At 56.6% G+C, this 22,489-nt stretch carries 18 protein-coding genes; 8 read left to right on the top strand and 10 right to left on the bottom strand.

Translation table 11 applies throughout. The features are described 5' to 3' along the window. The first annotated feature begins 42 nt into the window (after nucleotides 1-42). The 3 genes from ACYAC5_RS17950 to malQ all read left to right on the top strand — a co-directional run bounded on the left by ACYAC5_RS17950 (nucleotide 43) and on the right by malQ (nucleotide 5,465). The gene (locus ACYAC5_RS17950) at nucleotides 43-801 is read left to right on the top strand and encodes a DeoR/GlpR family transcriptional regulator (RefSeq protein ID WP_008107931.1); all 759 of its coding nucleotides are present in this window, start codon (nucleotides 43-45) and stop codon (nucleotides 799-801) included. Between the two features lie 175 nt (nucleotides 802-976). Beyond that, nucleotides 977-3,382: a maltodextrin phosphorylase gene (gene malP, locus ACYAC5_RS17945; protein WP_462062061.1), complete on the top strand. Its 2,406-nt coding sequence runs from the start codon at nucleotides 977-979 to the stop codon at nucleotides 3,380-3,382. A gap of 28 nt (nucleotides 3,383-3,410) precedes the next feature. Next, nucleotides 3,411-5,465 carry a 4-alpha-glucanotransferase gene (gene malQ / locus ACYAC5_RS17940; RefSeq protein ID WP_192414816.1) on the top strand — a complete coding sequence of 685 codons (2,055 nt, stop codon included), beginning with the start codon at nucleotides 3,411-3,413 and terminating at the stop codon, nucleotides 5,463-5,465. A 39-nt stretch (nucleotides 5,466-5,504) separates the two neighbouring features. On the opposite strand, the gene nfuA is transcribed toward malQ, so the two are convergent. Next, entirely contained in the window at nucleotides 5,505-6,080 is a 576-nt protein-coding gene (nfuA, locus tag ACYAC5_RS17935) for a Fe-S biogenesis protein NfuA (RefSeq protein ID WP_064741235.1), read from the bottom strand. Between the two features lie 58 nt (nucleotides 6,081-6,138). Beyond that, complete coding sequence (gene gntX / locus ACYAC5_RS17930; RefSeq protein WP_101762685.1) at nucleotides 6,139-6,816, bottom strand: DNA utilization protein GntX; 678 nt, start codon at nucleotides 6,814-6,816, stop codon at nucleotides 6,139-6,141. Nucleotides 6,817-6,851: 35 nt separating this feature from the next. Here gntX and bioH point away from each other — a divergent pair, with 35 nt between their 5' ends. Further along, nucleotides 6,852-7,622 (top strand): pimeloyl-ACP methyl ester esterase BioH, encoded by a 771-nt coding sequence (gene bioH, locus ACYAC5_RS17925; RefSeq protein ID WP_462062060.1) that lies wholly within the window; start codon nucleotides 6,852-6,854, stop codon nucleotides 7,620-7,622. Here bioH and ACYAC5_RS17920 read toward each other — a convergent pair. Together ACYAC5_RS17920 and ACYAC5_RS17915 are read right to left on the bottom strand one after the other, a co-directional pair. After that, nucleotides 7,606-9,291 carry an alpha-amylase family glycosyl hydrolase gene (locus ACYAC5_RS17920; RefSeq protein ID WP_101762683.1) on the bottom strand — a complete coding sequence of 562 codons (1,686 nt, stop codon included), beginning with the start codon at nucleotides 9,289-9,291 and terminating at the stop codon, nucleotides 7,606-7,608. The two genes, bioH and ACYAC5_RS17920, sit on opposite strands and share 17 nt — an antisense overlap. 113 nt (nucleotides 9,292-9,404) lie before the next feature. After that, nucleotides 9,405-11,732, bottom strand: coding sequence for a Tex family protein (locus ACYAC5_RS17915; protein ID WP_462062989.1), 2,328 nt, complete (start codon nucleotides 11,730-11,732; stop codon nucleotides 9,405-9,407). A 192-nt stretch (nucleotides 11,733-11,924) separates the two neighbouring features. Between ACYAC5_RS17915 and greB the strand changes: the two genes are divergently transcribed. Then, a complete protein-coding gene (greB, locus tag ACYAC5_RS17910) occupies nucleotides 11,925-12,413 on the top strand; it encodes a transcription elongation factor GreB (RefSeq protein ID WP_101762682.1) in 489 nt (162 codons plus the stop codon). A 146-nt stretch (nucleotides 12,414-12,559) separates the two neighbouring features. Here the strand turns inward: greB and yjbE are convergent, their stop codons facing one another. Further along, nucleotides 12,560-12,802, bottom strand: a complete 243-nt coding sequence (gene yjbE / locus ACYAC5_RS17905; protein ID WP_101762681.1) for an exopolysaccharide production protein YjbE — start codon at nucleotides 12,800-12,802, stop codon at nucleotides 12,560-12,562. A gap of 512 nt (nucleotides 12,803-13,314) precedes the next feature. Between yjbE and ompR the strand changes: the two genes are divergently transcribed. Together ompR and envZ are read left to right on the top strand one after the other, a co-directional pair. After that, the gene (gene ompR, locus ACYAC5_RS17900) at nucleotides 13,315-14,034 is read left to right on the top strand and encodes an osmolarity response regulator transcription factor OmpR (protein ID WP_001157751.1); all 720 of its coding nucleotides are present in this window, start codon (nucleotides 13,315-13,317) and stop codon (nucleotides 14,032-14,034) included. Further along, nucleotides 14,031-15,395 carry a two-component system sensor histidine kinase EnvZ gene (gene envZ, locus ACYAC5_RS17895; protein WP_101762680.1) on the top strand — a complete coding sequence of 455 codons (1,365 nt, stop codon included), beginning with the start codon at nucleotides 14,031-14,033 and terminating at the stop codon, nucleotides 15,393-15,395. Before ompR ends, envZ begins: the two co-directional genes overlap by 4 nt. A gap of 36 nt (nucleotides 15,396-15,431) precedes the next feature. On the opposite strand, the gene pckA is transcribed toward envZ, so the two are convergent. The 5 genes from pckA to ACYAC5_RS17870 all read right to left on the bottom strand — a co-directional run bounded on the left by pckA (nucleotide 15,432) and on the right by ACYAC5_RS17870 (nucleotide 21,506). Then, nucleotides 15,432-17,051 carry a phosphoenolpyruvate carboxykinase (ATP) gene (pckA, locus tag ACYAC5_RS17890; protein WP_101762679.1) on the bottom strand — a complete coding sequence of 540 codons (1,620 nt, stop codon included), beginning with the start codon at nucleotides 17,049-17,051 and terminating at the stop codon, nucleotides 15,432-15,434. 274 nt (nucleotides 17,052-17,325) lie between these two features. Beyond that, nucleotides 17,326-18,198 (bottom strand): Hsp33 family molecular chaperone HslO, encoded by an 873-nt coding sequence (gene hslO / locus ACYAC5_RS17885; RefSeq protein ID WP_462062059.1) that lies wholly within the window; start codon nucleotides 18,196-18,198, stop codon nucleotides 17,326-17,328. Between the two features lie 24 nt (nucleotides 18,199-18,222). Further along, nucleotides 18,223-18,624: a ribosome-associated heat shock protein Hsp15 gene (hslR, locus tag ACYAC5_RS17880; protein ID WP_101762677.1), complete on the bottom strand. Its 402-nt coding sequence runs from the start codon at nucleotides 18,622-18,624 to the stop codon at nucleotides 18,223-18,225. A gap of 18 nt (nucleotides 18,625-18,642) precedes the next feature. Continuing rightward, the gene (gene yrfG / locus ACYAC5_RS17875) at nucleotides 18,643-19,311 is read right to left on the bottom strand and encodes a GMP/IMP nucleotidase (protein WP_101762676.1); all 669 of its coding nucleotides are present in this window, start codon (nucleotides 19,309-19,311) and stop codon (nucleotides 18,643-18,645) included. A 53-nt stretch (nucleotides 19,312-19,364) separates the two neighbouring features. After that, entirely contained in the window at nucleotides 19,365-21,506 is a 2,142-nt protein-coding gene (locus ACYAC5_RS17870) for an intracellular growth attenuator family protein (RefSeq protein ID WP_137386663.1), read from the bottom strand. Nucleotides 21,507-21,903: 397 nt separating this feature from the next. Here ACYAC5_RS17870 and nudE point away from each other — a divergent pair, with 397 nt between their 5' ends. Continuing rightward, nucleotides 21,904-22,470 carry an ADP compounds hydrolase NudE gene (gene nudE / locus ACYAC5_RS17865; protein WP_101762674.1) on the top strand — a complete coding sequence of 189 codons (567 nt, stop codon included), beginning with the start codon at nucleotides 21,904-21,906 and terminating at the stop codon, nucleotides 22,468-22,470. Nucleotides 22,471-22,489 lie beyond the last annotated feature (19 nt).

The following is a 22,489-nucleotide window of genomic DNA, read 5'->3' as shown; positions in this document are numbered from 1 at the left end:
CAGCACCAATAAAAGAAGCGGCCACGAGCCGAGGAGAGAGATGTGAAGCAGACGCAACGTCATGACGCCATTATCGATCTGGTCCGGCGTCAGGGATATGTCAGTACCGAAGAGCTGGTGGATCACTTTGAAGTCAGCCCGCAAACCATTCGGCGTGACCTGAACGACCTGGCCGATCAGAACAAAATCATGCGCCATCACGGCGGGGCGGCGCTGCCGTCCAGCTCAGAAAATACCGCATGGCAGGATCGTAAAATGATGTGGTCGGCGGAGAAAGCGCGCATCGCCGAGCGCGTGGCGAGCCAGATCCCTGATGGCGCCACGCTGTTTATTGATATCGGCACCACGCCGGAAGCGGTGGCGCATGCGCTGCTCAATCACAACAATCTGCGCGTTGTCACCAACAACCTCAACGTGGCGATTCTGCTGATGGCGAAACCTGATTTCCGCGTAATTATCGCCGGCGGCGAAGTGCGCACGCGCGATGGCGGCATCATGGGCGAAGCGACGCTGGACTTCATTTCGCAGTTTCGCCTCGATTACGGCATTCTCGGCATCAGCGGCATTGATATGGATGGTTCGCTGCTGGAGTTCGATTATCACGAAGTGCGCACCAAACGCGCCATCATCGAAAACTCGCGCTGCGTGATGCTGGTGGTGGATCATTCGAAGTTTGGCCGTAATGCGATGGTCAACCTCGGCAATATGAGCCTGATTGATTACATGTATACCGATCAAAGCCCGCCGGCCAGCGTGCTGAAAGTGATTGAACAGCACGAAGTTCACCTCGAACTTTGCTAATGCCGTAGCGGCGCAATTAATTGCGCGATAAATCGCGCCGCTACAAAAATCAGCACCGATTTTTTTCACCGCACCTGCATTTCCCTGTCGCTTTTTTCTGCGCCCCCAGCTTTACTTATCCATTCACCTCTTGCGCTCGCCCGGCTTTACCGTTAACGGACTCGAAGGGATTGATATGTCGCAGCAAAAATTCAATAAAACACGTTTCGACGCCGCGCTCACCCGCCAATGGCAGCATCTCGGACTCACTTCCGCCCAGCAAATGACACCGCAGCAATGGTGGCAAGCGCTGAGCCGCGTGCTGGCAGAAATGCTGGCGACGCAGCCACCTGTGCCAGCCAAACACGGGCAGCGCCACGTCAACTATCTGTCGATGGAGTTTCTGCTGGGGCGTTTGACCGGCAACAATTTGCTCAATCTTGGCTGGTATAACGAAGTGCAAGCCGCGCTGGCGGAACATCGGGTTGAGCTGAGCGAACTGCTGGAAGAGGAGGTGGATCCGGCACTCGGTAACGGCGGATTGGGGCGTTTGGCCGCTTGCTATATGGATTCGATGGCGACCGTCGGCCAGGCTGCGATGGGCCACGGCCTCAACTATCAATACGGCCTGTTTCGTCAGACGTTTGCCGACGGACAGCAGCAGGAAGCGCCGGATGACTGGCAGCGCGATCGCTATCCGTGGTTCCGCCACAACGCCGCGCTGGATGTGCAGGTAGGCCTCGGCGGCAAGGTCAAAGAGAACCACGATGGCAGCCTCAGCTGGCGACCTAAAATTCACCTCAAAGGGGAAGCCTGGGATTTGCCGGTGGTGGGCTATCGCAACGGTATCACGCTGCCGCTACGCTTGTGGAAAGCCAGCAGCGCGCAGCCGTTCGATCTCACCGCGTTCAACAACGGCCAGTTCCTGCAGGCTGAGCAGCAAGGCATTGCAGCCGACAAGCTGACCAAAGTGCTCTATCCCAATGATAATCATGCCGAAGGTAAGCGGCTGCGCCTGATGCAGCAGTATTTCCAGTGCGCCTGCGCGGTGGGCGATATTCTGCGGCGTCATCATCTCGCCGGGCGCGCCATTCGCACTTTGCCTGATTTCGAAGTGATCCAGCTTAACGACACGCATCCCACCATCGCCATCCCGGAGATGCTGCGCGTGCTGCTGGATGAGCATCAACTGAGTTGGGACGATGCGTGGCATATCACCAGCCGCACTTTTGCGTATACCAATCACACGCTGATGCCGGAAGCGCTGGAGCGCTGGGATGAGAAGCTGGTGCGCGACCTGCTGCCGCGCCATATGTTGATCATCCGCGAGATTAATCGCCGCCTGAAAAAGGTGGTGAAGCAACGGTGGCCAGACGATAAAGCGATCTGGCACAAGCTGGCGGTGGTGGCTGATGGTCAGGTGCGCATGGCGAATCTGTGCGTGGTGAGCTGTTTCGCCGTCAACGGCGTGGCGGCGCTGCACTCCGAGCTGGTGGTGAAAGATCTGTTCCCGGAATATCACCTGCTGTGGCCGAACAAATTCCATAACGTGACCAACGGCATCACGCCGCGCCGCTGGTTGAAACAGTGCAATCCGCTGTTGGCGACGCTGATCGATGACAGCTTGCAGGTTGAGTGGGCCAACGATCTCGATGCGCTGGCGTGGCTGGCACCTTTCGCCCGCAAGAAGGCGTTTCGTCAGCAGTTTCGCGACATCAAGCAGCAAAACAAACAGCGGCTGACGCTCTACGTCAAGCGCGTGACCGGCATTGATATCAATCCGGATGCGCTGTTTGACGTGCAGATTAAGCGACTGCATGAGTACAAACGTCAGCACCTCAGTTTGCTGCATATGCTGCACTGCTATCGCCAGCTGCGCGACAACCCGGATAACCCCGACTTCGTGCCGCGCGTGTTCCTGTTTGGCGCCAAAGCCGCGCCCGGCTACTACCTCGCCAAAAATATCATCTATGCCATCAACAAAGTGGCGGAAGTGATCAACAACGATCCACTCGTCAGCGATCGCCTCAAAGTGGTGTTTATCCCGGATTACCGCATCACCGCCGCAGAGCTGATGATTCCGGCCGCCGATCTCTCCGAGCAGATTTCCACCGCCGGTTATGAGGCTTCCGGCACCGGCAATATGAAGCTTGCGCTGAATGGCGCGCTCACTATTGGCACGCTGGACGGCGCCAATGTGGAGATTGCTGAAGCGGTGGGCGCGAAGCATATCTTTATCTTCGGCAACAGCGTGGACGAGGTGAAAGCGCTGAAGGCGGGCGGCTACAGCCCGAAAAAGCTGCGTAAACAGAATCCTTATCTGGATGGTTTGCTGAAGGAGCTGGAGAAGGGCAAGTTCAGCGACGGCGATAAGCATGCGTTTGATTTGATGTTGCAAAGCCTGACCAAAAATGGCGATCCCTGGTTGGTGCTGGCCGACTTTGATGCCTACATCGCCGCGCAGCAGCAGGTGGAAGCGTTGTGGAAAAACCCGGACGCCTGGACGCGCGCAGCGATCCTCAATACCGCTCACACCGGCCGCTTCAGCTCTGACCGTTCAATTCGCGATTATCAGCAGCGGATTTGGCAGGCGGCCCGATAAAGACACGATTGATGATTTTGGAGACACGATGACGCTCAACAAGCTGGACCAGGCGACACAGGATGCCGGCATTTCGCTGCGCTTTATTAACGCGCACGGCGAGCCGGAAACCATCAGCGATGAGACCAAACGCGCGTTGCTGGCAGTCATGGAAACGCCAACCGGTAAAGCGCCACCGCTGCCGCCGGTGCAGGTATTTGCCGCTCGCAGCAAGCGCCAACTGACGCCACAAGGCAGCGGCACTTTTTCCTGGCAGCTACAAACCGAACAGGGCAAAAGCTTCAGCGGCGAAGTGCAGGGCGGAGAACCGCTCACGCTGCCGCCGCGTCTGTCACAAGGTTATCACCAGCTCACGCTGCGCAAAGGTCGCCAGCAGTGGCAAACACGCATCATCATTGCGCCACGCCGCTGTTTTATCCCGGCATCGGTTGAGCAAGGAGAGAAACTTTGGGGCGCGTTAGTACAGCTTTACACGCTGCGATCGGATGACAATTGGGGCATCGGTGACTTCGGCGATTTGGCGCAAATGCTGGAGAACGTTGCCAATAATGGCGGTGATTTCGTTGGCCTTAATCCTTTGCATGCGCTTTATCCTGCACAGCCAGAACATGCCAGTCCTTACAGCCCAACCTCACGTCGCTGGCTCAACGTGCTGTATATCGACGTTAATCGGCTGGAGGATTTTCAGCGTAGCGAGGCAGCGCAGCGTTGGTGGCAAAGGGCGAAAACACGCAAAGCGCTGGATCAGGCGCGCGCGGCTGAGTTTGTCGATTACAGCGCGGTGGCCAAACTGAAATTGGCCGCGCTGCGCTTTGCCTGGCAGCGCTTCCAGCCGCGCGCCGCTGAAGATGCCGGATTCCAGCAATTTATCGTTGAGGGCGGCGACCATCTGCGTTATCAGGCGGCGTTTGATGGCATTCTCGCCGAACGCAGCCAGCAGCATCCTGATGAATGGGGTTGGACCAACTGGCCGGAAGGCTGGCGCAACGCTTTGCTGCCGGAGGTGCAGCAATGGTGTGCGGAACACGAAGAGGAGATTCAGTTCTGGAGTTGGTTGCAGTGGGTGGCGCAAGAGCAGTTTGCCATCTGCTGTCAAATTAGCCAGCAGCTTGGCATGGAAGTGGGATTATATCGCGACTTAGCGGTCGGCGTGGCGCAAGGCAGCGCCGAAACCTGGCAGGATCCGGAACTGTATAAACTCGGCGCTTCCGTTGGCGCACCGCCGGATCGCCTCGGTCCGCAGGGGCAAAACTGGTGTTTGCCGCCGCTCGATCCACATGTGATGCGCGCGCGCGGCTATCAGCCTTTTATCGACCTGCTGCGCGCCAATATGCGTGACTGCGGCGCTTTGCGTATCGATCACGTGATGGCGCTGCTGCGCTTGTGGTGGATTCCCTACGGCGAAAGCGCGGATAAAGGCGCTTACGTGGCCTATCCGGTTGAGGATCTGCTAGCGATCCTGGCGCTGGAGAGTCAGCGCCATCGCTGCATGGTCATTGGCGAAGATCTCGGCACGGTGCCAAAAGAGATCGTCAGCCTGCTGCGCAAAAGCGGCATTTTCTCGTGGAAAGTGTTGTTCTTCGAGCAGCACGGCGATGGCAGCTATCGTCAGCCGCAAGAGTATCCCGTGCAGTCGATTGCCAGCGCCAGTACCCATGATTTGCCGACGTTGGCGGGATTCTGGAGATATGAGGATCTTTTTCTGGGTCACAAACTGGGCTTGTACCAGGAGAGCGTATACATGTCATTGCTAAGGCAAAGGGATAAACAAAAACAGGCGCTATTGGATGCGCTGCATCAGATGAATACGTTGCCTGCGCGCCACGGTACCGTTGCCAGCCGATTGTCCTTCACACCGATGCTCAATCGCGGCTTCCACCGCTATCTGGCGCGCACTAACAGCGCATTGCTGGGGCTGCAACCTGAAGACTGGCTTGCTATGACTTCACCGGTCAACGTGCCGGGTACGGTAGATGAATATCCAAACTGGCGGCGCAAGTTAAGCGTCACAATCGAAAAGATGTTTAGAGGAAACGTGCCGGGCTTATTGAATGCGGTGAATACCGGGCGCAGGAAGCGTTGAAGAACGCGCGGCAGCGTCGGGTCGCTGCCGCGTGCTTAATCAGTAGTACGAGTGCTCGCCGCGCTGGTGCTCGGTCAAATCGCGCACGCCTTTCAGCTCAGGGAAGGCTGCCAGCAGCTCCTTCTCGATGCCATCTTTCAGCGTGACGTCGATCATCGAACAACCGTTACAGCCACCGCCGAATTGCAGAATGGCGATGCCGTCATCGGTGATTTCCATCAGCGATACGCGACCGCCGTGACCAGCCAGCTGCGGGTTAATCTGCGCTTGCAGCAGATATTCCACGCGTTCCACCATTGGCGCATCGTCAGAGACTTTCCGCATTTTGGCGTTAGGCGCTTTCAGCGTCAGCTGCGAACCGAGGTTGTCGGTAACAAAGTCGATTTCCGCGTCATCGAGGTAAGGTGCGCTCAGCTCATCAACAAAGGCTGACAGTTTTTCGAACTTAAATTCGGTATCAGTCGCTTCTACTGCATCGGGTGGGCAGTAAGAAACACCGCATTCTGCGGTTGGCGTACCCGGATTAATGACGAATACGCGAATCTGAGTGCCATCTTCTTGTTTGGACAGCAATTTTGAGAAGTGCTCTTGCGCAGCATCAGTAATAACGATCATGGCGATTGCTCAATAGTTGACTAAATTACTTGGTTATAATACGCCCAACACCGACGCTCTACAAGGTACGGCACAGGCAACCAATGTGTACGCTGGCCGCGCCTTGCGCCAGCAGGATGCGGCTAATTTCCGCCACGGTACTTCCGGTCGTCACAACATCGTCGATAAGCAGGATATGGCGTCCGCGCACCGGCATTTCAAGGCGAAACGCGCCGCGCAGGTTCTTTTTGCGCGCGCTGGCGCTCAATGAATGCTGAACTGCGCCCTGTCGCACCCGCTTTACCGCTTCGCGATATTCACAGCCCAGCCAGCGAGCCAGCGGTTTTGCTAGCAGCGCCGCCTGATTGTAGCCGCGTTGCCAGGCGCGCCGACGATGCAGCGGTACGCTCAGCACCAAATCTACACGCGGCAGCCGGTAATCACGACGCATTGTTAACAATTTTAACAAAATCAGCCGCGCCAGCATCACTCTGAGTGCGGTTACGCGAGAAAACTTCAGCTGCTGCACCCAATCGCTCAGCGGCGGCAGGTAATCGCTGACGCAGCTCAGGCTCTGCCACGGCGGCGGGCGGCGCAGGCAGCGCCCGCAGGGCTGCATTCCACTGGCCGGTAAACCGCAGCAGGGACAGAGTGCCGGTAGCCGCGGAATTTGCTGCACGCAGCGGCTGCACAAACCGTGGCTGGCAATCTGCAACGGCAGGCGGCATAGCCAACACAGGGCCGGGATTGGTAGCATAGCGACCTCCTTATCACTTTTCCGGAGTGTAACCGATGAGTTCGCTTTACTGGCACACCACAGGCACGGGCGATCGCGATCTTGTGCTGCTGCACGGCTGGGGTTTGAACGCCGAAGTGTGGCAAAACATCGTTCCGCGACTCAGCTCGCATTTTCGCCTGCATCTGGTGGATCTGCCGGGCTTTGGCCGCAGCCAGGGTTTTGCGCCGCTGACCTTAGCGGAAATGGCGCAACAGTTGTTGCCGCAGCTGCCCGATCGCGCAGTGCTGCTCGGCTGGTCGCTGGGTGGATTAGTTGCTAGCCAGCTGGCGTTAACCCAGCCAGAGCGCGTTGCAGCGCTGATCACCGTTGCCTCATCGCCGTGTTTTACCGCGCGTGATCAATGGCCGGGCATCAAGCCCGAAACGCTACAAAATTTTCAGCAGCAGTTGAGCACCGATTTCCAGCGCACCGTGGAGCGCTTTCTGGCACTGCAAACCATGGGCACGGAGAACGCGCGACAGGATGCGCGTCAGTTGAAAGAGGTGGTGTTATCGCAGCCGATGCCGTCGGTTGAAGTGCTGGAAGGGGGATTAGAGATTTTGCGTCAGGACGATTTGCGTGCCGCGCTCGACGATCTACCGCTGCGGTTCCTGCGTATTTACGGCTATCTCGATGGGCTGGTGCCGCGTCGTGTCGCAGAAGAACTGGATTCACGCTGGCCAGCTTCATCCTCGGTGGTGATGGAGAAAGCCGCGCATGCGCCTTTCATTTCTCACCCCGATGAATTTACGCAGCTGATCATGACGTTTACCGCAGCCACATAAACTGCCACGCAGCCAGCGTTAAGGGCTGGCTGCCATCCAGCTTCTCCCCGCTAATCACATCCTGCATATGCCGCGCCAGCGGTAACTGTGTCGTCACCTCATGACGGCTGAGATTAAACACACACAGCAACCCCTCATCGCTATCCGGCTGATGGCGACGCAACACCAGCAGGCTATTTTCGCTTTCCAGCAGCGTCATCGGATTATCGGGATGAAACGCGGGCTGCCGCGTGCGCAGTTGAATCAGCGCGCTCAGGCGTTCATACACCTGTTGGCGCAGCGGGTTGCCGCCGCTGATCCACTGTTCCATTTCACGCAGGCTGTACTTCTCCCGGTTGATGGCACGGTTATGACCGGCGGCCCGCACGCCTTCATTGTCGTTGCGCGAGCCAAGAATACTTTGAATGTAAATCGCCGGTACGCCAGGAAATGACAGCAGAATCGCGTGTGCCAGCAGGAAGCGGCGCAAACGCGTGTCATCGTCATCGTCCTGCTGATTGAGCGCATCGAAATAGGTGACATTGATTTCGTAAGGGCTGGTGGTGCCATCGGCATTGTTCTTGTAGGAGACCAGCGCGCCTTCCAGTGCTAAATCACGCACCAGCGCCACAATCTCCACTTCCGACAAAATGCCGCGCGCCGGATTGAGTCCAATGCCGTCGTGCGAGGCAAGAAAGTTAAAGAAAGTGGTGGTGCCACCGCCTAAATCCAGCGTGCTGGCCCATTGACGCAGCGCACGCGCCGATCCCGAATGAATGGCGTGCAGCACCAGCGGCGGCAGCGAAAACTGGTACACCATTTGCGCTTCATCTTTGCCGTTACCGAAATAGCTGATGTTGTCTTTGTGCGGCACGTTGGTTTCGGTGACGATCACCGTGCCGGGCGCCACTTCATTGGCAATGGCGCGAAACAGCTTCACCAGCTGATGCGTTTTCGGCAGGTGAATGCAGTTGGTGCCCGGCGTTTTCCACATGTAGCCCACCGCGTCGAGCCGCACATAATCCGCGCCTTTGTTCAGGTAGTCGAGCAGCACATCGACCATGCGAATCAGCACTTCCGGATTACCAAAGTTGAGGTCGATCTGGTCGGCGCTGAAGGTGGTCCAGATATAGCGCGTCTCGCCGTCGGCCATCGCAAACGGTGTGAGCAGCGGCGAGGTGCGTGGACGCGTCACCGCGCTGAGATCGGTCGCCGGCGGCATGCTGATAAAGAAATCATCCCAACCCGGATCCTGCGCCAGAAAGTGTTGAAACCAGCGGCTGTGCGCCGACATGTGGTTGCAGACAAAATCAAACATCAGCCGCGTTTCGCTGTGCAGCGCGCTGATATGCTGCCAGTCGCCGCAAATCGGATTGACCTGGTGATAGTCGATAACCGAGAAGCCATCGTCGGAAGAGTAGGGAAAGAACGGCAACAGATGCACCAGACTGAAAGTGGATTGCAGATGCTGCTGATAAAAACGCGAGAAGCTGGCGAGGGTTGGCTGTTCGGGTTCGCGGAACTGATCGGCATAGGTAATCAGCACCACATCTTTCTCATCCCAGTGCGCCTTGCGCGGCAGTTTTGCCGTATCGCGTGCGGCACGAATGTGTGAAAGCAGGCGTTCACGCGCCGCGACCGGAAAGCTGCCGTGATAAATCTCATCGATTAAGGCGTTGATAATATCCATGGATCGCTGGGCCACGCGGAAGGTTATTTTTTCAGCGTAGTTGGATGAGGAGATTTATCAAGCTGATACACGCGGAGACTAAGGTTTCTCCGCGCGTTATTTACGGCAGGAACTTAGCGTTTTTTACCGAATGCCGCGGCGAGCGCATCGCCCATCGCGCTATTGCCGGCAGACGAGCTGGCAGGTTTGCCGCGACCTTTGTTATTGGCCGCCGGGCGGGCGTTTTCTTTGCCTGCGCTGCGGTTGCTGCCGCGGGCATTGCTTTCACCAGGCTGCTCGTCCAGACGCATGGTGAGCGCAATACGCTTACGCTGCATATCCACTTCCATTACCTTCACTTTGACGATATCGCCGGCTTTCACCACCTGATGGGGATCTTCAACGAACTTGTCGGAAAGGGAAGAGATGTGCACCAAACCATCCTGATGCACGCCGATATCGACGAAAGCACCGAAGTTGGTGACGTTGGTGACGGCGCCTTCCAGCACCATGCCCGGCAGCAGATCGTTGAGCGTTTCCACGCCTTCAGCAAATTGCGCGGTTTTAAACTCCGGACGTGGATCGCGGCCCGGTTTTTCCAGCTCTTTGATGATGTCTGTGACCGTGGGCAAGCCGAAGCGCTCATCGGTGAAGTCGCGGGCATTCAGATCGCGCAGACCGCCAGCATTGCCCATCAGCTCATTCAGCGCCTGCTCGGTGGCGGCCAGAATGCGCTCGACCAGCGGATAAGCTTCCGGGTGCACAGTTGAGGCATCCAGCGGGTTATCGCCGTGGTTGATGCGCAGGAAGCCCGCGCACTGCTCAAAGGCTTTCGGCCCGAGGCGGCTCACCTTCAGCAGTTGCTGACGGTTCTGGAAGCGGCCATTTTCATCGCGCCAGCTAACAATATTCTGCGCCATCATGCGGGTTAAACCGGCCACGCGGGTCAGTAGCGCCACAGACGCGGTGTTGAGATCGACACCCACGGCGTTTACGCAGTCTTCCACCACCGCATCCAGCTTCTTCGCCAGCTGGCTTTGGCTGACGTCGTGCTGATATTGGCCTACGCCGATCGATTTCGGATCGATCTTCACTAGCTCGGCGAGCGGGTCCTGCAGGCGACGCGCGATGGAAACCGCGCCACGGATGGAAACGTCGAGATCCGGGAACTCCAGCGCCGCCAGCTCAGAGGCGGAATAGACCGATGCACCGGCTTCGCTGACGATCACTTTCTGCGCGTTGATTTGCGGGAACTGCTTCTGCACGTCGAGGAAGAAGCGCTCGGTTTCGCGCGAGGCGGTACCGTTACCAATCGCCACCAGTTCAACCTGATGTTTGGCGCACAGCGCCGCCACAGCCGTGGCCGCTTTCGCCGCCTGGCCGGTGTGCGGATAAATGGTATCGGTCGCGACCAGCTTGCCGGTGGCATCTACCACCGCAACTTTCACGCCGGTACGTAAGCCTGGATCGAGGCCCATGGTGGCGCGCATGCCCGCAGGCGCGGCCATCAGCAGATCGTGCAGGTTACGGGCAAATACGTTGATGGCTTCATCTTCGGCGCGTTCACGAAGGGTGCCCATCAATTCAGTTTCGAGGTGCAGCAGCACTTTGATGCGCCAGGTCCAGCTCACCACCGCTTTACGCCAGCTATCCGCTGGCGCGTTATTCAGGCGCAGCTTGAGGTGTTCGGCGATCAGCGTTTCGCCATAGCTTTCACGCGGGGCTTCATCGAACTGCGGATCGGCATTCAGCGACAGCTGCAGCACGCCTTCGTTGCGACCGCGAAACATCGCCAGCGCACGGTGCGACGGGACGCCGCTCAGCGCTTCGTGGTGATCGAAGTAGTCGCGGAATTTCGCGCCTTCTTCCTCTTTACCTTCTACCACGCGCGCCACCACATGCGCATTCTTCCACAGATATTCACGCACTTTCGCCAGCAGTGTAGCGTCTTCGGCAAAGCGCTCCATCAGGATGTAGCGTGCGCCATCCAGCGCAGCGCGCACGTCGGCGACACCTTTGTCGGCATCAACGTAACTGGCGGCCAGCTGCTCGGGATCCTGCGATGGGTCCTGCCACAGCGTATCGGCCAGCGGTTCCAGACCGGCTTCAATAGCGATCTGTCCGCGCGTACGACGCTTCTGTTTGTACGGCAGGTAAAGGTCTTCCAGCTCGGTTTTATTCAGCGTGCTGTTGATGGCGGTGGCGAGTTCAGGCGTGAGTTTGCCCTGTTCGTCGATGGATTTCAGAATCGACTGGCGACGATCGTCCAGCTCGCGCAGGTAACTCAGACGGCTCTCCAGCAAACGCAGCTGAGTGTCGTCGAGTCCGCCGGTCACTTCCTTACGATAACGTGCGATAAACGGCACGGTGTTCCCTTCATCAAGTAAGCGAACGGCAGCATCAACCTGGTCGGCGCGTGCCTTCAGCTCACCTGCGATAATCTGGCTCAGTGAATCTTTCATCATCATTAACAATGCTTACACAGGGTTGGAAATAGCGGACAGTTATACGGAATGAGGCCGAAAATTGCCAGCCGGTGGCCTGTGAATCCGTCTTTTTCTGAATGCAGCGCGCGCAATCTTGCTGATGGTCAATCGGTCGCTTATTGTTAGCCTCTTTGCTGCGAAGAACCGCCGTCACCACGAGTTGAAGTCATGAAAACCCAACTGATTACCCGCGAAGGCTATAACAAGCTGCGTGCCGAACACGACCATTTGTGGAACGAAAAGCGTCCGGAAGTCACCAAAATCGTCTCCTGGGCTGCCAGCCTCGGCGATCGTTCGGAAAACGCCGATTACACCTACAACAAGCGTCTGCTGCGCCAGATCGATCGCCGGGTGCGCTATCTGCGCAAATGCCTCGCCGATCTGAAAATCGTCGATTACGCGCCGCAGCAGGAGGGCAAAGTGTTTTTCGGTGCCTGGGTGCAAGTGGAGAATGAGCAGGGCGATGTGAAGCGTTTCCGCATTGTTGGCCCGGATGAAATTTATGGCGAGACGATGAAAGAGTACATCTCGATCGACTCGCCGATGGCGCGCGCGCTGATCAAGAAAGAAGTGGATGACGAAGTGGTGGTCAACACGCCGGAAGGGCAGAAGCTGTGGTTTGTGAACAGCATCGATTATGTGAAAGAGACGCCTTAAAAAAGCGCAATCGCCGTTGGTGTAGTACTCAACACTCTTTCGCAAAACGCACACATCGTAGCGGCGCAATTTATTGCGCGATAAATCGCGCCGCTACGAAATGTGCGGTATTAAATGGCAGAGATTAACGGTACGGCCGTGATGCGTTATTTACCGGCCTGGGTCGCGGTGGTGGTTGAGGTACCGCTGCCACCTTTGTCGCCGCCGCCCATGGTCGCCAGCGCCACGCCGAGCAGCGCGCCTACAGCGCCAACACCGATCGCGTCCGAGTTACCCTTCGCCGTCGTGGATGCCTGCGCGCCAGCCGCTTCGCCCGCGCTGGTGGCCGCCTGAACCTGAGTGAAGCTGGTCAGTACCAGTGCGCCCAGCAGAATTACCGTTTTTTTCATTTTTCTCTCTCCACATGAACTCAATAACAACAGGTACGAATCCAGTGTCGGAGATCGAGAGAAGCGAGGAAAGAGGAGATTACTGATTGATTTGTAGGAATTAATTTAACACTGGCCTTGTTTTTCATCGCTCGGGAATTGTTCCGAAAACAGATGCGCATTCCGCGAGAGAAATGCCCTATTTTATGCTGCCATCACTCCAACTCAGGCCTATTCTTCACCATCACCTTAAGTCAAATCGCCCTGAACGCCTCTCTGGCGGCGGGATTTTTTGTCATGAACCAGTAACAGAAAGAAAATGCGCCAAATTTTCAGATAAGCGCTAAGCGGCTTGAAAGCACAGATAAAAAACGCGAAGCGAAGCGCATTTCAGGGTCAAAAATAAATATAAGCTGCTGTTTAATATGCTTTGTAACAATTTCGGCTAGAATATAAACCATTAATGACTGTCACACTGAGGCCTCTTTTTTTAACAATATTGGCTCAGGCAATGGCGCCTTTGGGAGTTGAACATGCAAGAGAACTACAAAATTCTGGTCGTCGATGATGATATGCGGTTGCGTGCGTTGCTGGAGCGCTATCTCACCGAGCAGGGCTTTCAGGTGCGTAGCGTTGCCAACGCCGAGCAAATGGACCGACTGTTAACCCGCGAATCCTTCCACTTGATGGTGCTCGACTTGATGCTGCCGGGCGAAGATGGTTTGTCTATCTGCCGTCGTTTACGAAGTCAAAGCAACCCGATGCCGATCATCATGGTCACTGCGAAAGGTGAAGAAGTGGATCGTATCGTCGGTCTGGAAATCGGTGCGGATGACTACATTCCAAAACCGTTTAACCCGCGCGAACTGCTGGCGCGTATTCGTGCCGTACTGCGTCGTCAGGCCAATGAGTTGCCGGGCGCGCCTTCGCAGGAAGAAGCGGTTATCGCCTTCGGTAAGTTCAAGCTGAACCTCGGCACCCGCGAGATGTTCCGTGAAGATGAGCCAATGCCGCTGACCAGCGGTGAGTTTGCCGTGCTGAAAGCGCTGGTGAGCCATCCGCGTGAGCCTCTGTCACGCGATAAGCTGATGAACCTGGCGCGTGGCCGTGAATACAGCGCCATGGAACGCTCCATCGACGTGCAGATCTCGCGTCTGCGCCGCATGGTGGAAGAAGATCCGGCGCATCCACGTTACATTCAGACCGTTTGGGGTCTTGGCTACGTATTCGTTCCGGACGGCAGCAAAGCATGAGGCGATTGCGCTTCTCACCCCGCAGTTCGTTTGCCCGCACCTTGTTATTGATTGTTACCTTGCTGTTCGTCAGCCTGGTAACAACCTATTTGGTGGTGCTCAATTTCGCCATTCTTCCCAGCTTGCAGCAGTTCAATAAGGTCCTCGCGTACGAAGTGCGTATGTTGATGACCGATCGGCTGCAGCTGGAAGACGGAACGCAGTTGGAAGTGCCACCGGCCTTCCGACGCGAAATTTATCGTGAGCTGGGCATCTCGTTGTACACCAACGCGGCGGCGGAAGAGAGCGGTTTGCGCTGGGCGCAACATTACGAATTCCTCAGTGAGCAGATGGGCCAGCAGCTGGGCGGTCCTACCGATGTCCGTGTCGAGGTGAATAAAAACTCGCCGGTGGTGTGGCTGAAAACCTGGCTGTCGCCGGATATCTGGGTGCGCGTGCCGCTCACCGAAATCCATCAGGGCGACTTCTCACCGCTGTTCCGCTACACGCTGGCGATTATGCTGCTGGCGATTGGCGGCGCCTGGCTGTTTATCCGCATCCAGAACCGACCCTTAGTGGATCTGGAGCATGCGGCGTTGCAGGTCGGTAAAGGCATCATTCCACCGCCGCTGCGTGAATACGGCGCGTCGGAAGTGCGTTCGGTGACGCGGGCGTTTAACCAAATGGCGGCCGGTGTGAAGCAGTTGGCCGACGATCGTACCTTGTTAATGGCGGGTGTCAGCCACGATTTGCGTACGCCGCTGACGCGCATTCGTCTCGCTACTGAGATGATGGGCGAGCAGGATGGTTATCTGGCGGAGTCGATCAACAAAGATATCGAAGAATGCAACGCGATTATCGAGCAGTTCATCGACTATCTGCGTACCGGTCAGGAGATGCAGACCGAGCGTGCCGACCTCAACAGCGTGCTGGGCGAAGTGGTGGCGGCAGAGAGCGGCTACGAGCGCGAGATTGAGAACGCGGTGATGTCCGAGGATTTGATGCTGGATATCAACCCGCTGTCCATCAAGCGCGCGCTGGCGAATCTGGTGGTCAACGCGGCGCGTTATGGCAATGGATGGATTAAGGTCAGCAGCGGCAAGGAGCTGAACCGCGCGTGGTTCCAGGTGGAGGATGATGGTCCGGGCATCAAGCCGGATCAGCTACAGCATCTGTTCCAGCCGTTTGTGCGCGGCGACAGCGCGCGCAGTACCAGCGGCACCGGTCTCGGTTTGGCGATTGTGCAGCGTATTATCGATGCGCATGAAGGCTCGCTGGAGATTGGTGACAGCGACCGGGGCGGATTGCGGATTCGTGCCTGGTTGCCGATTCCGGAAGGCAGCAGCGCTACGGCGGTAGCGAGTATCAATCACAGTGCGTGATACCCGGCGGGCATTTATGCCCACCGGGTTTTCACATCACAACTGCGGACCCGCCTGCACTAACGCTTTACCCGCATCGTTATCGGTATATTTCTCAAAGTTAGTAATAAAGCGCTGCGCCAGATCCTGCGCGGCTTGCTGCCAGGCCGCTTCTGTCGGCCAGCTGCGGCGCGGATCGAGAATCGCGCTATCCACCTGCGGCAGAACTTTAGGCATCTGCAGGTTGAACACCGGCAAGGTGTCAGTCTCAACCTCATCCAGCTCCCCAGCCAGAATCGCATTGATGATGGCGCGCGTGTCTTTCAACGAAATGCGCTTGCCGCTGCCGTTCCAGCCGGTATTCACCAGATACGCCTGCGCACCTGCCGCTTCCATGCGCTTCACCAGCACGTCGGAATATTGCGTTGGGTGCAGCGTCAGGAACGCCGCGCCAAAGCAGGCAGAGAAGGTGGGCGTTGGCTGCGTGACGCCGCGCTCGGTACCGGCCAGTTTGGCGGTGAAGCCAGACAGGAAATGGTATTGCGTCTGTTCCGGCGTCAAGCGTGAAACCGGCGGCAGCACGCCAAAGGCATCGGCGGTAAGGAAAATCACCCGCTTCGCATGGCCCGCTTTCGACACCGGCTGCACGATGTTCTCGATATGCTCGATCGGATAAGAGACGCGGGTGTTCTCGGTCTTGCTGCCGTCGGCGTAATCCACGCTGCCATCGGCGCGCACCACCACATTTTCCAGCAGCGCATTGCGGCGAATCGCCCGGTAGATCTCCGGCTCCGCCTGCTCAGACAGATTGATGGTTTTGGCGTAGCAGCCGCCTTCAAAGTTGAACACGCCGTCGTCATCCCAGCCGTGTTCGTCATCGCCAATCAGCTGGCGATCCGGATCGGTGGACAATGTGGTTTTACCGGTGCCGGACAGGCCGAAGAACACCGCCACATCGCCCGCTTTGCCGACATTAGCCGAACAGTGCATTGAAGCGATGCCTTTCAGCGGCAGCAGGTAGTTCATGATGGCGAACAGCCCTTTCTTCATCTCGCCGCCGTACCAGGTGCCGCCAATCAGCTGCATGCGCTCGGTCAGGTTGAAGGCGACGAAGTTCTCGGAGTGCAGACCTTGCGCCTGCCAGTCTGGATTGGTGCACTGCGCGGCGTTCATCACCACGAAATCCGGTTTGAAGTCAGCCAGTTCGGCTTCGCTCGGGCGGATAAACATGTTTTTGACGAAGTGCGCCTGCCAGGCCACTTCCATCACGAAGCGCACGCTGAGGCGCGTGTCAGGATTGGCACCGCAGAACGCATCAATCACAAACAGGCGTTTGCCGGAAAGCTGCTGGGTGCAGCGATCTTTCAACGCCTGCCAGGTTTCCTGTGACAGCGGCTGGTTATCATTTTTGCCGTTGCCGACATCGTTCCACCACAGCGTGTCGCGCGTGGTGTCATCCCGAACGATGTACTTATCTTTTGGCGAGCGACCCGTGAAGATGCCGGTATCCACGGCAATAGCACCGCTCTGCGTCAGAATGCCTCGCGCATAACCTTCCAGCTCTGGGCGAGTTTCTTCCTGAAACAGGGTGTCGAAATCAGGGTTGTACACCACTTCGGTGGTGCCGCTGATGCCCATAGAGGCGAGGTCTTGCGATGTCAGGCCGTTAACGCGCATGTGACTGCTCCTTTAATCGGTATCTGTTACTGCATATTTTTTATGGGGTGATTCTGTCGCCTGCCTGCATAGCCACGCAGGGCAGATCGCGCGCAGTGTACTCTTCTGAGCACAGCGGAAAAGAGAAGATAGTCAGAAATGCGAGCTGGAACGTGACAAGTAGAGAAATCTGCCACTTATGAAACTAAAGTCAGCGTTATTTAGCTAATAACCGTGATAAATGATAGGGATACGTTCAGCAGGAATGCGGGCGGATGAACCGCCCGGCAGGTAATTAATGCACGTGATCGCTGTTGTTGGTTGGCGCGTTACGAATGGCGGCAATATCCACCGCATCGAACACGTAATGCGATCCGCAATAGTCGCAATTCATATCGATTGCGCCATCCTCTGCGAGGATTTCGTCCACTTCCTCAACCGGCAGCGTGCTCAGCACTTCACCGCAGCGCTCGCGTGAACAGGTGCACTTGAAGCTGACTGGCGACGGATCGAACACGGTGGCTTCTTCCTGATGATACAGGCGCCACAGCACGTCGGTGGCGGGCAGCTCAATCAGCTCTTCGCTCTTCACGGTTTCGGTCAGCGTGGCGAGGTGATTGAAATCATCCAGGCTCGGCTCTTGCGCTGGCAGCACCTGCAGCAGAATACCCGCTGCGCCTTTGTCGCTGGTGCGGATAAACAGGCGCGTTGGCAACTGCTCAGAACGCATGAAGTAATCTTCCAGACAACCCGCCAGCGTATCCGCTTCCAGGCCAACCACGCCCTGATAGCGCTCGCCTTTCTCTGGCGAAATGGTGATCACCAGATAGCCGTTACCGACCATCTCTTTCAGGCTGCTGCCGGGTGCGATCTCCGCGTCTTCTTGCACGCGCGCCACGCCACGCAACTCCTGACGGTTGTTACCGTTGATCACCGCCAGCGTCAGCGGACCGTCGCCCTGTAACTGCACCGTGATATCACCGTCAAACTTCAGCGTTGCCGTTAGCAGGCTGGTGGCTACCAGCAGCTCGCCCAGCAAGGTTTTTACCGGCTCAACGTAGTTGTGATTTTCGACGATTTCACGCCAGGTTTCGCTCACATTGACCAGCTCGCCGCGCACGGCGACGTTTTCGAACAGGTAACGGTGCAGTTGATCGTTTGCAGACATAGTGTTTCTCTCGTTGGGGGCGCGTTATTTATCACCCGACAATTTAAATTTCATCAGATCGCGGCGCTCTTTCTTATCCGGGCGGCGATCGGGGTGCGGCATGGTTAAGGCATTCATCTTGCGTGCCAGCGCGGTTTTCTCGCGCTTGTCGATGCTGGCGGCGGTTTCGGCATACAGCGCCTGGGCTTCGCTGGCCGGACGACGCTGATCGGTCACGGCGGTGATCACCACGGTGCGCTCGTCGTTGCCCTGACGCAGCGTCAATTCAGCATTTAGCTCCACCAGTTTGCTCGGCTTGCTGCGCTGACCGTTGTAATGCACTTTGCCGCCTTCGACCATTTCGCGTGCCAGCGCACGCGTTTTGTAGAAGCGCGCGGCCCACAGCCATTTGTCGAGGCGCACGCCTTCGCTCACTTTCTCTTTCATGGTATTGCGGCTCCTGCTTTAACGCAGCGTCTCACACAATTGGCGATAATCGCGAACCGCCGGATGACGCTGGAAAGATTGATCGGGCCGACCGGAATCCGGATTGCTGACGCCTAAGCACCAGCGAATGCCCCAGCGTGTTGCTGCATCCAGAATCGCTTCGCTGTCATCAATGAATAGCGTGCGCGCGCTGTCAAACGCAGTGTGTTGCTGAACGGCTTGCCAGAGACGCGGATCCTCTTTCGGATATCCAAAGGTATGGGTGGAAAGTAATAAATCAAGGTGGGCAGCTAATCCGGTCTGCTCCAGTTTCACATCCAGATTGTAAGGATGCGCATTGGTCAACAGAATCGTGCGCTTACCTGCGGCACGCAGCGCCTGCAATAGCGGCAGCGTATCTTCACGCATTGCCGCGCGGTGGCGCTTCTCCCACGTCATGGCGCGAATATCCAGCGCCAGTTCCTGCGACCAGTAATCGAGACAATACCAGTTTAGCGTATGCACCACGGCCTGGTATTTCTGCTCAATCAGCTGATGCGCTTCGCCCAGCGTGATGGCGCGTTCGCGGCTCAGGGTTTCCGGAACGTGTTCCAGCCAGAAGTGGCGATCAAAGGCGAGATCGAGCAAGGTGCCGTCCATATCCAGCAGCACGGTATCAATCTCTGACCAGTTAAGCGTAACCTGCATTGTCTTTCTCGCCGCAAAAAAGTGGGCGACAGGGTAGCACAGAAGGGGAGGGCTCAGAACAGCGAGCGCACGCTCTGCATAGTGTTCAGATTGTGGTTGAAGCACTTATCGTAATACTGCTGAATTTCCGCCATGCGCAGGCGATTGCGATGAATACGACGCAGCGCCAGCAAGCCGTTTATCACCGCGCTGGCAATCAGCACCAGCATCAACAGCGTGGTACCCAAATAGCGCCATTGCGCCATGGCATCCGGCTCGTTATGCAGCGCGATATGGCGTGTGCCGTTGGCATCGGTGGTAATACTGGTGATGATGCCGCTGGCGGCGAATGGCGTATGCAGCAGCATGCCGGACATGCGTTGCAGTTCGCGCCATTGCGAAGGTGCATCAAGATCGAACAGCGGTACCGACGGCTGCGGCTGCATCACCATCTGACGACCTTCATCACTGACAATCAGGAAGCCACCCGGCGGTGGACTATTAAGGTTTTCAGCCGCACGACGCGTTTCACGCGCGAAGAAGCTGGAGGTGGCGGTGTTCACCAGATTTTCCAGCGCTTCGGCACTCACCGGACGCAGCAGGACGTTCATGCCATTCAGCTTGCCAGAATCCGCACGGTGAATCAGTGAATCCCAATCTTTGGCGTTGCCGAGATTCACCAGCGCATTTTTCAGGCGTACGCAATCCTGCTGCTGGCTGCACAGATCCTGGGTTTTCAGCACCAAATCCGAGAAGTCATCCAGCAGAATCATGCCCGATTTCTGAATCGCCGAGGCGAGCTGCGGATTGAGTTTGGGATCGGTATTGGTTTCCGGATGCAGCTGGCGCGTGGTGGTATCGAGCAGCGCCGAGGCTTTATCAATGATCTCCGATTGCGGCTGAGGCAGCGGCGCGGCGTTATTCCAGTAAATCGCCGAGCAGTCGAACGGCATGTAGGCGTAGCTACGATTGCTTTGATAATTGCCCGGTACCGAACACATGCCGGTGCCGCCCACTTTCAAAATGTCGCCGATGTGCAGCGGCAGCGCATTCAGCTTATCCACGCTATTCACTTCAATGCTCTCGGTGCCTTTCACCCACGCAAGGCTGAGTTTGATCGGCATGCTGAGAGGAATCCAGGTGAATAGCATGACCAGCACCAGCAGCGAGCCGCACGCCAGCACCAGATTTTTACGCCAGCGCTGCACCGGGAAGTTACGCACTTCGTCCTGGAGCGACAGGAAGCGACCCTGACGCACTACCTGACGATTGAGGTACATATCGACGTCGGTGGTTTGGCCTAAATCGTGCGCTACATACGGCTGCCAGTGCGCGGGATAGATTAAATCAATAATGCCCAGCGAGATGTTGCTCTGCTCCTGATTGGATTCACCAAACAGGCCCCAGCGCTTGGGCGCACCGCGCAGGCAATGCACATCGCGCAAACCTTTGGCGCCAGGGAAGCGATAGAGGAACCACAGGCTAACGGCGATCATCAGGCAGCCGAGCAGCGCAATCCAGCCCATCAGGCTGCCGGGCAGCACCAGACTCAGGAAGAACAGCAGGAAAGCGAAACAGATGGCGACCGCTTCACGCGTGCCGTCGGCGCGAGAAAGCTGATACTCTTCTGAGGTCTCTTTGCGTACCTGCAGCAGCTCAACATTCTCGCTCTCTTCTTTACGAATCGACGCGTTAGTGGACATCGGACGCACCAGTGGCGGCAGCGCCGGTTGTTCTACCGCGTAATTCACCAGCGAATGTCCGTTAAGCGAAATCACCAGCGGCAGCGTTTGCGTGCGGATCAGCTCTACGTGGTTCTCTTCGGCTATGTACTGTTCCCAAAGCGGCGGAAGATGAACTTCGACTTCATCGAGATAGTAGCGCCACTTCTGCGGATCGTCGGTGGAGAGGCCATAGCGGGTGATGGAGCGGGTGACAGGATAAACATTGTTGCTTTGCGCGGTGAGCGTCAGCGCTTGAGGTTCGCGCGGCTTCTTTGCGGATCGCGCGCTGCTGTGTTGCTGCTGTTTCACTAGTAGCGCGATGTACTTTTCAACGGCAGCGCGTTCTTCGTCGGTGAGCTTGCGATTAGGCGGACTGATAAACGGCAGTGGTTTCGCCAACGGCGGACGATGCCGCATAGCGAACCAATAGCCGATACCTGCTAATAAGGAACAGGCGAGCATGACAGCCAGAATGACAATATAAGTGCTCATGCTTTGCTCAATCCAGCCAAAAAACTGCCTTCACGTTAACGAATTACTCCCGGTGAATCCATCAATACAAGTCAATTTTGGCGAGCAGATGTCATTCTGACAAGGGAAAAGTCAGATAAAATAACGCGCAAAATCATTTAATTATAGTTTGTTAGATCATTCCTTAACGGGATGTTAACCAGACATGACTCAACTAAATATCGGTATTTTCTGAATTTAACCCCACACCGTTGACTTATTGTGAATTTTTAACTGCATAGATAACAAGAAGTTGTTAGCAGCCATAAGTGAATGTATGTCACCATAGTTTACTTACGCTGCGTGTCGCACAATAGTTCTGGCTTCGGTATGCTGGCGTCATCACGTTTCACAGGGTTGTGCTAAGTTTGAGGCTGATATGAAAACCCCAATGAAAAAACCTGACATCCTCAATGTGGCAGCGGTGGCCCGCTCCCGCCTGTTCACCATCGAAGCGGTCGATCTCGCTTTCAGTAATGGCGCGCGCCGCGTTTATGAGCGCATGAAACCTTCCGACCGTGAAGCGGTGATGATTGTGCCGATAATTGGCGATGACGTGATCCTGATTCAGGAGTATGCCGTCGGTCTGGAAAGCTATGAACTGGGCTTTCCTAAAGGGCTAATCGATCCTGGCGAAAGCGCCTTTGAAGCCGCCGATCGTGAACTGAAAGAAGAAGCGGGATTTGGTGCCACCAAACTGGAAGCGCTGGGCAAGCTGACCATGGCGCCCTCATATTTCTCCAGCAAGATGAACATCGTGGTGGCGGAAGGTTTGTACGAAGAGAAGCTGGAAGGTGATGAGCCGGAGCCGCTTATTGTCCATCGCTGGCCGCTAAATAATCTGCTGGCGCTGCTGGATGAACCCGACTTCCGCGAAGCGCGTAACGTCAGCGCGCTGTTTATGGTGCGTGAGTGGCTGGTGAAGCAGGGCCGTTTAAGCTACTAAATTGCATCATCATTAAAAA

Source organism: Pantoea sp. y20 (assembly GCF_054903455.1).
The sequence above is the reverse complement of the archived record's forward strand: the minus strand, read 5'-3'. Positions and strand labels throughout refer to the sequence as shown.

What these genes read in the sequence shown, in the direction of transcription:
- malP (WP_462062061.1), top strand. Translation starts at nt 977, where the DNA reads ATGTCGCAGCAAAAATTCAATAAAACACGTTTCGACGCCGCGCTCACC.
- malQ (WP_192414816.1), top strand. Translation starts at nt 3,411, where the DNA reads ATGACGCTCAACAAGCTGGACCAGGCGACACAGGATGCCGGCATTTCG.
- nfuA (WP_064741235.1), bottom strand. Translation starts at nt 6,080, where the DNA reads ATGATCGTTATTACTGATGCTGCGCAAGAGCACTTCTCAAAATTGCTG.
- gntX (WP_101762685.1), bottom strand. Translation starts at nt 6,816, where the DNA reads ATGCTACCAATCCCGGCCCTGTGTTGGCTATGCCGCCTGCCGTTGCAG.
- bioH (WP_462062060.1), top strand. Translation starts at nt 6,852, where the DNA reads ATGAGTTCGCTTTACTGGCACACCACAGGCACGGGCGATCGCGATCTT.
- ACYAC5_RS17920 (WP_101762683.1), bottom strand. Translation starts at nt 9,291, where the DNA reads ATGGATATTATCAACGCCTTAATCGATGAGATTTATCACGGCAGCTTT.
- ACYAC5_RS17915 (WP_462062989.1), bottom strand. Translation starts at nt 11,732, where the DNA reads ATGAAAGATTCACTGAGCCAGATTATCGCAGGTGAGCTGAAGGCACGC.
- greB (WP_101762682.1), top strand. Translation starts at nt 11,925, where the DNA reads ATGAAAACCCAACTGATTACCCGCGAAGGCTATAACAAGCTGCGTGCC.
- yjbE (WP_101762681.1), bottom strand. Translation starts at nt 12,802, where the DNA reads ATGAAAAAAACGGTAATTCTGCTGGGCGCACTGGTACTGACCAGCTTC.
- ompR (WP_001157751.1), top strand. Translation starts at nt 13,315, where the DNA reads ATGCAAGAGAACTACAAAATTCTGGTCGTCGATGATGATATGCGGTTG.
- envZ (WP_101762680.1), top strand. Translation starts at nt 14,031, where the DNA reads ATGAGGCGATTGCGCTTCTCACCCCGCAGTTCGTTTGCCCGCACCTTG.
- pckA (WP_101762679.1), bottom strand. Translation starts at nt 17,051, where the DNA reads ATGCGCGTTAACGGCCTGACATCGCAAGACCTCGCCTCTATGGGCATC.
- hslO (WP_462062059.1), bottom strand. Translation starts at nt 18,198, where the DNA reads ATGTCTGCAAACGATCAACTGCACCGTTACCTGTTCGAAAACGTCGCC.
- hslR (WP_101762677.1), bottom strand. Translation starts at nt 18,624, where the DNA reads ATGAAAGAGAAAGTGAGCGAAGGCGTGCGCCTCGACAAATGGCTGTGG.
- yrfG (WP_101762676.1), bottom strand. Translation starts at nt 19,311, where the DNA reads ATGCAGGTTACGCTTAACTGGTCAGAGATTGATACCGTGCTGCTGGAT.
- ACYAC5_RS17870 (WP_137386663.1), bottom strand. Translation starts at nt 21,506, where the DNA reads ATGAGCACTTATATTGTCATTCTGGCTGTCATGCTCGCCTGTTCCTTA.
- nudE (WP_101762674.1), top strand. Translation starts at nt 21,904, where the DNA reads ATGAAAACCCCAATGAAAAAACCTGACATCCTCAATGTGGCAGCGGTG.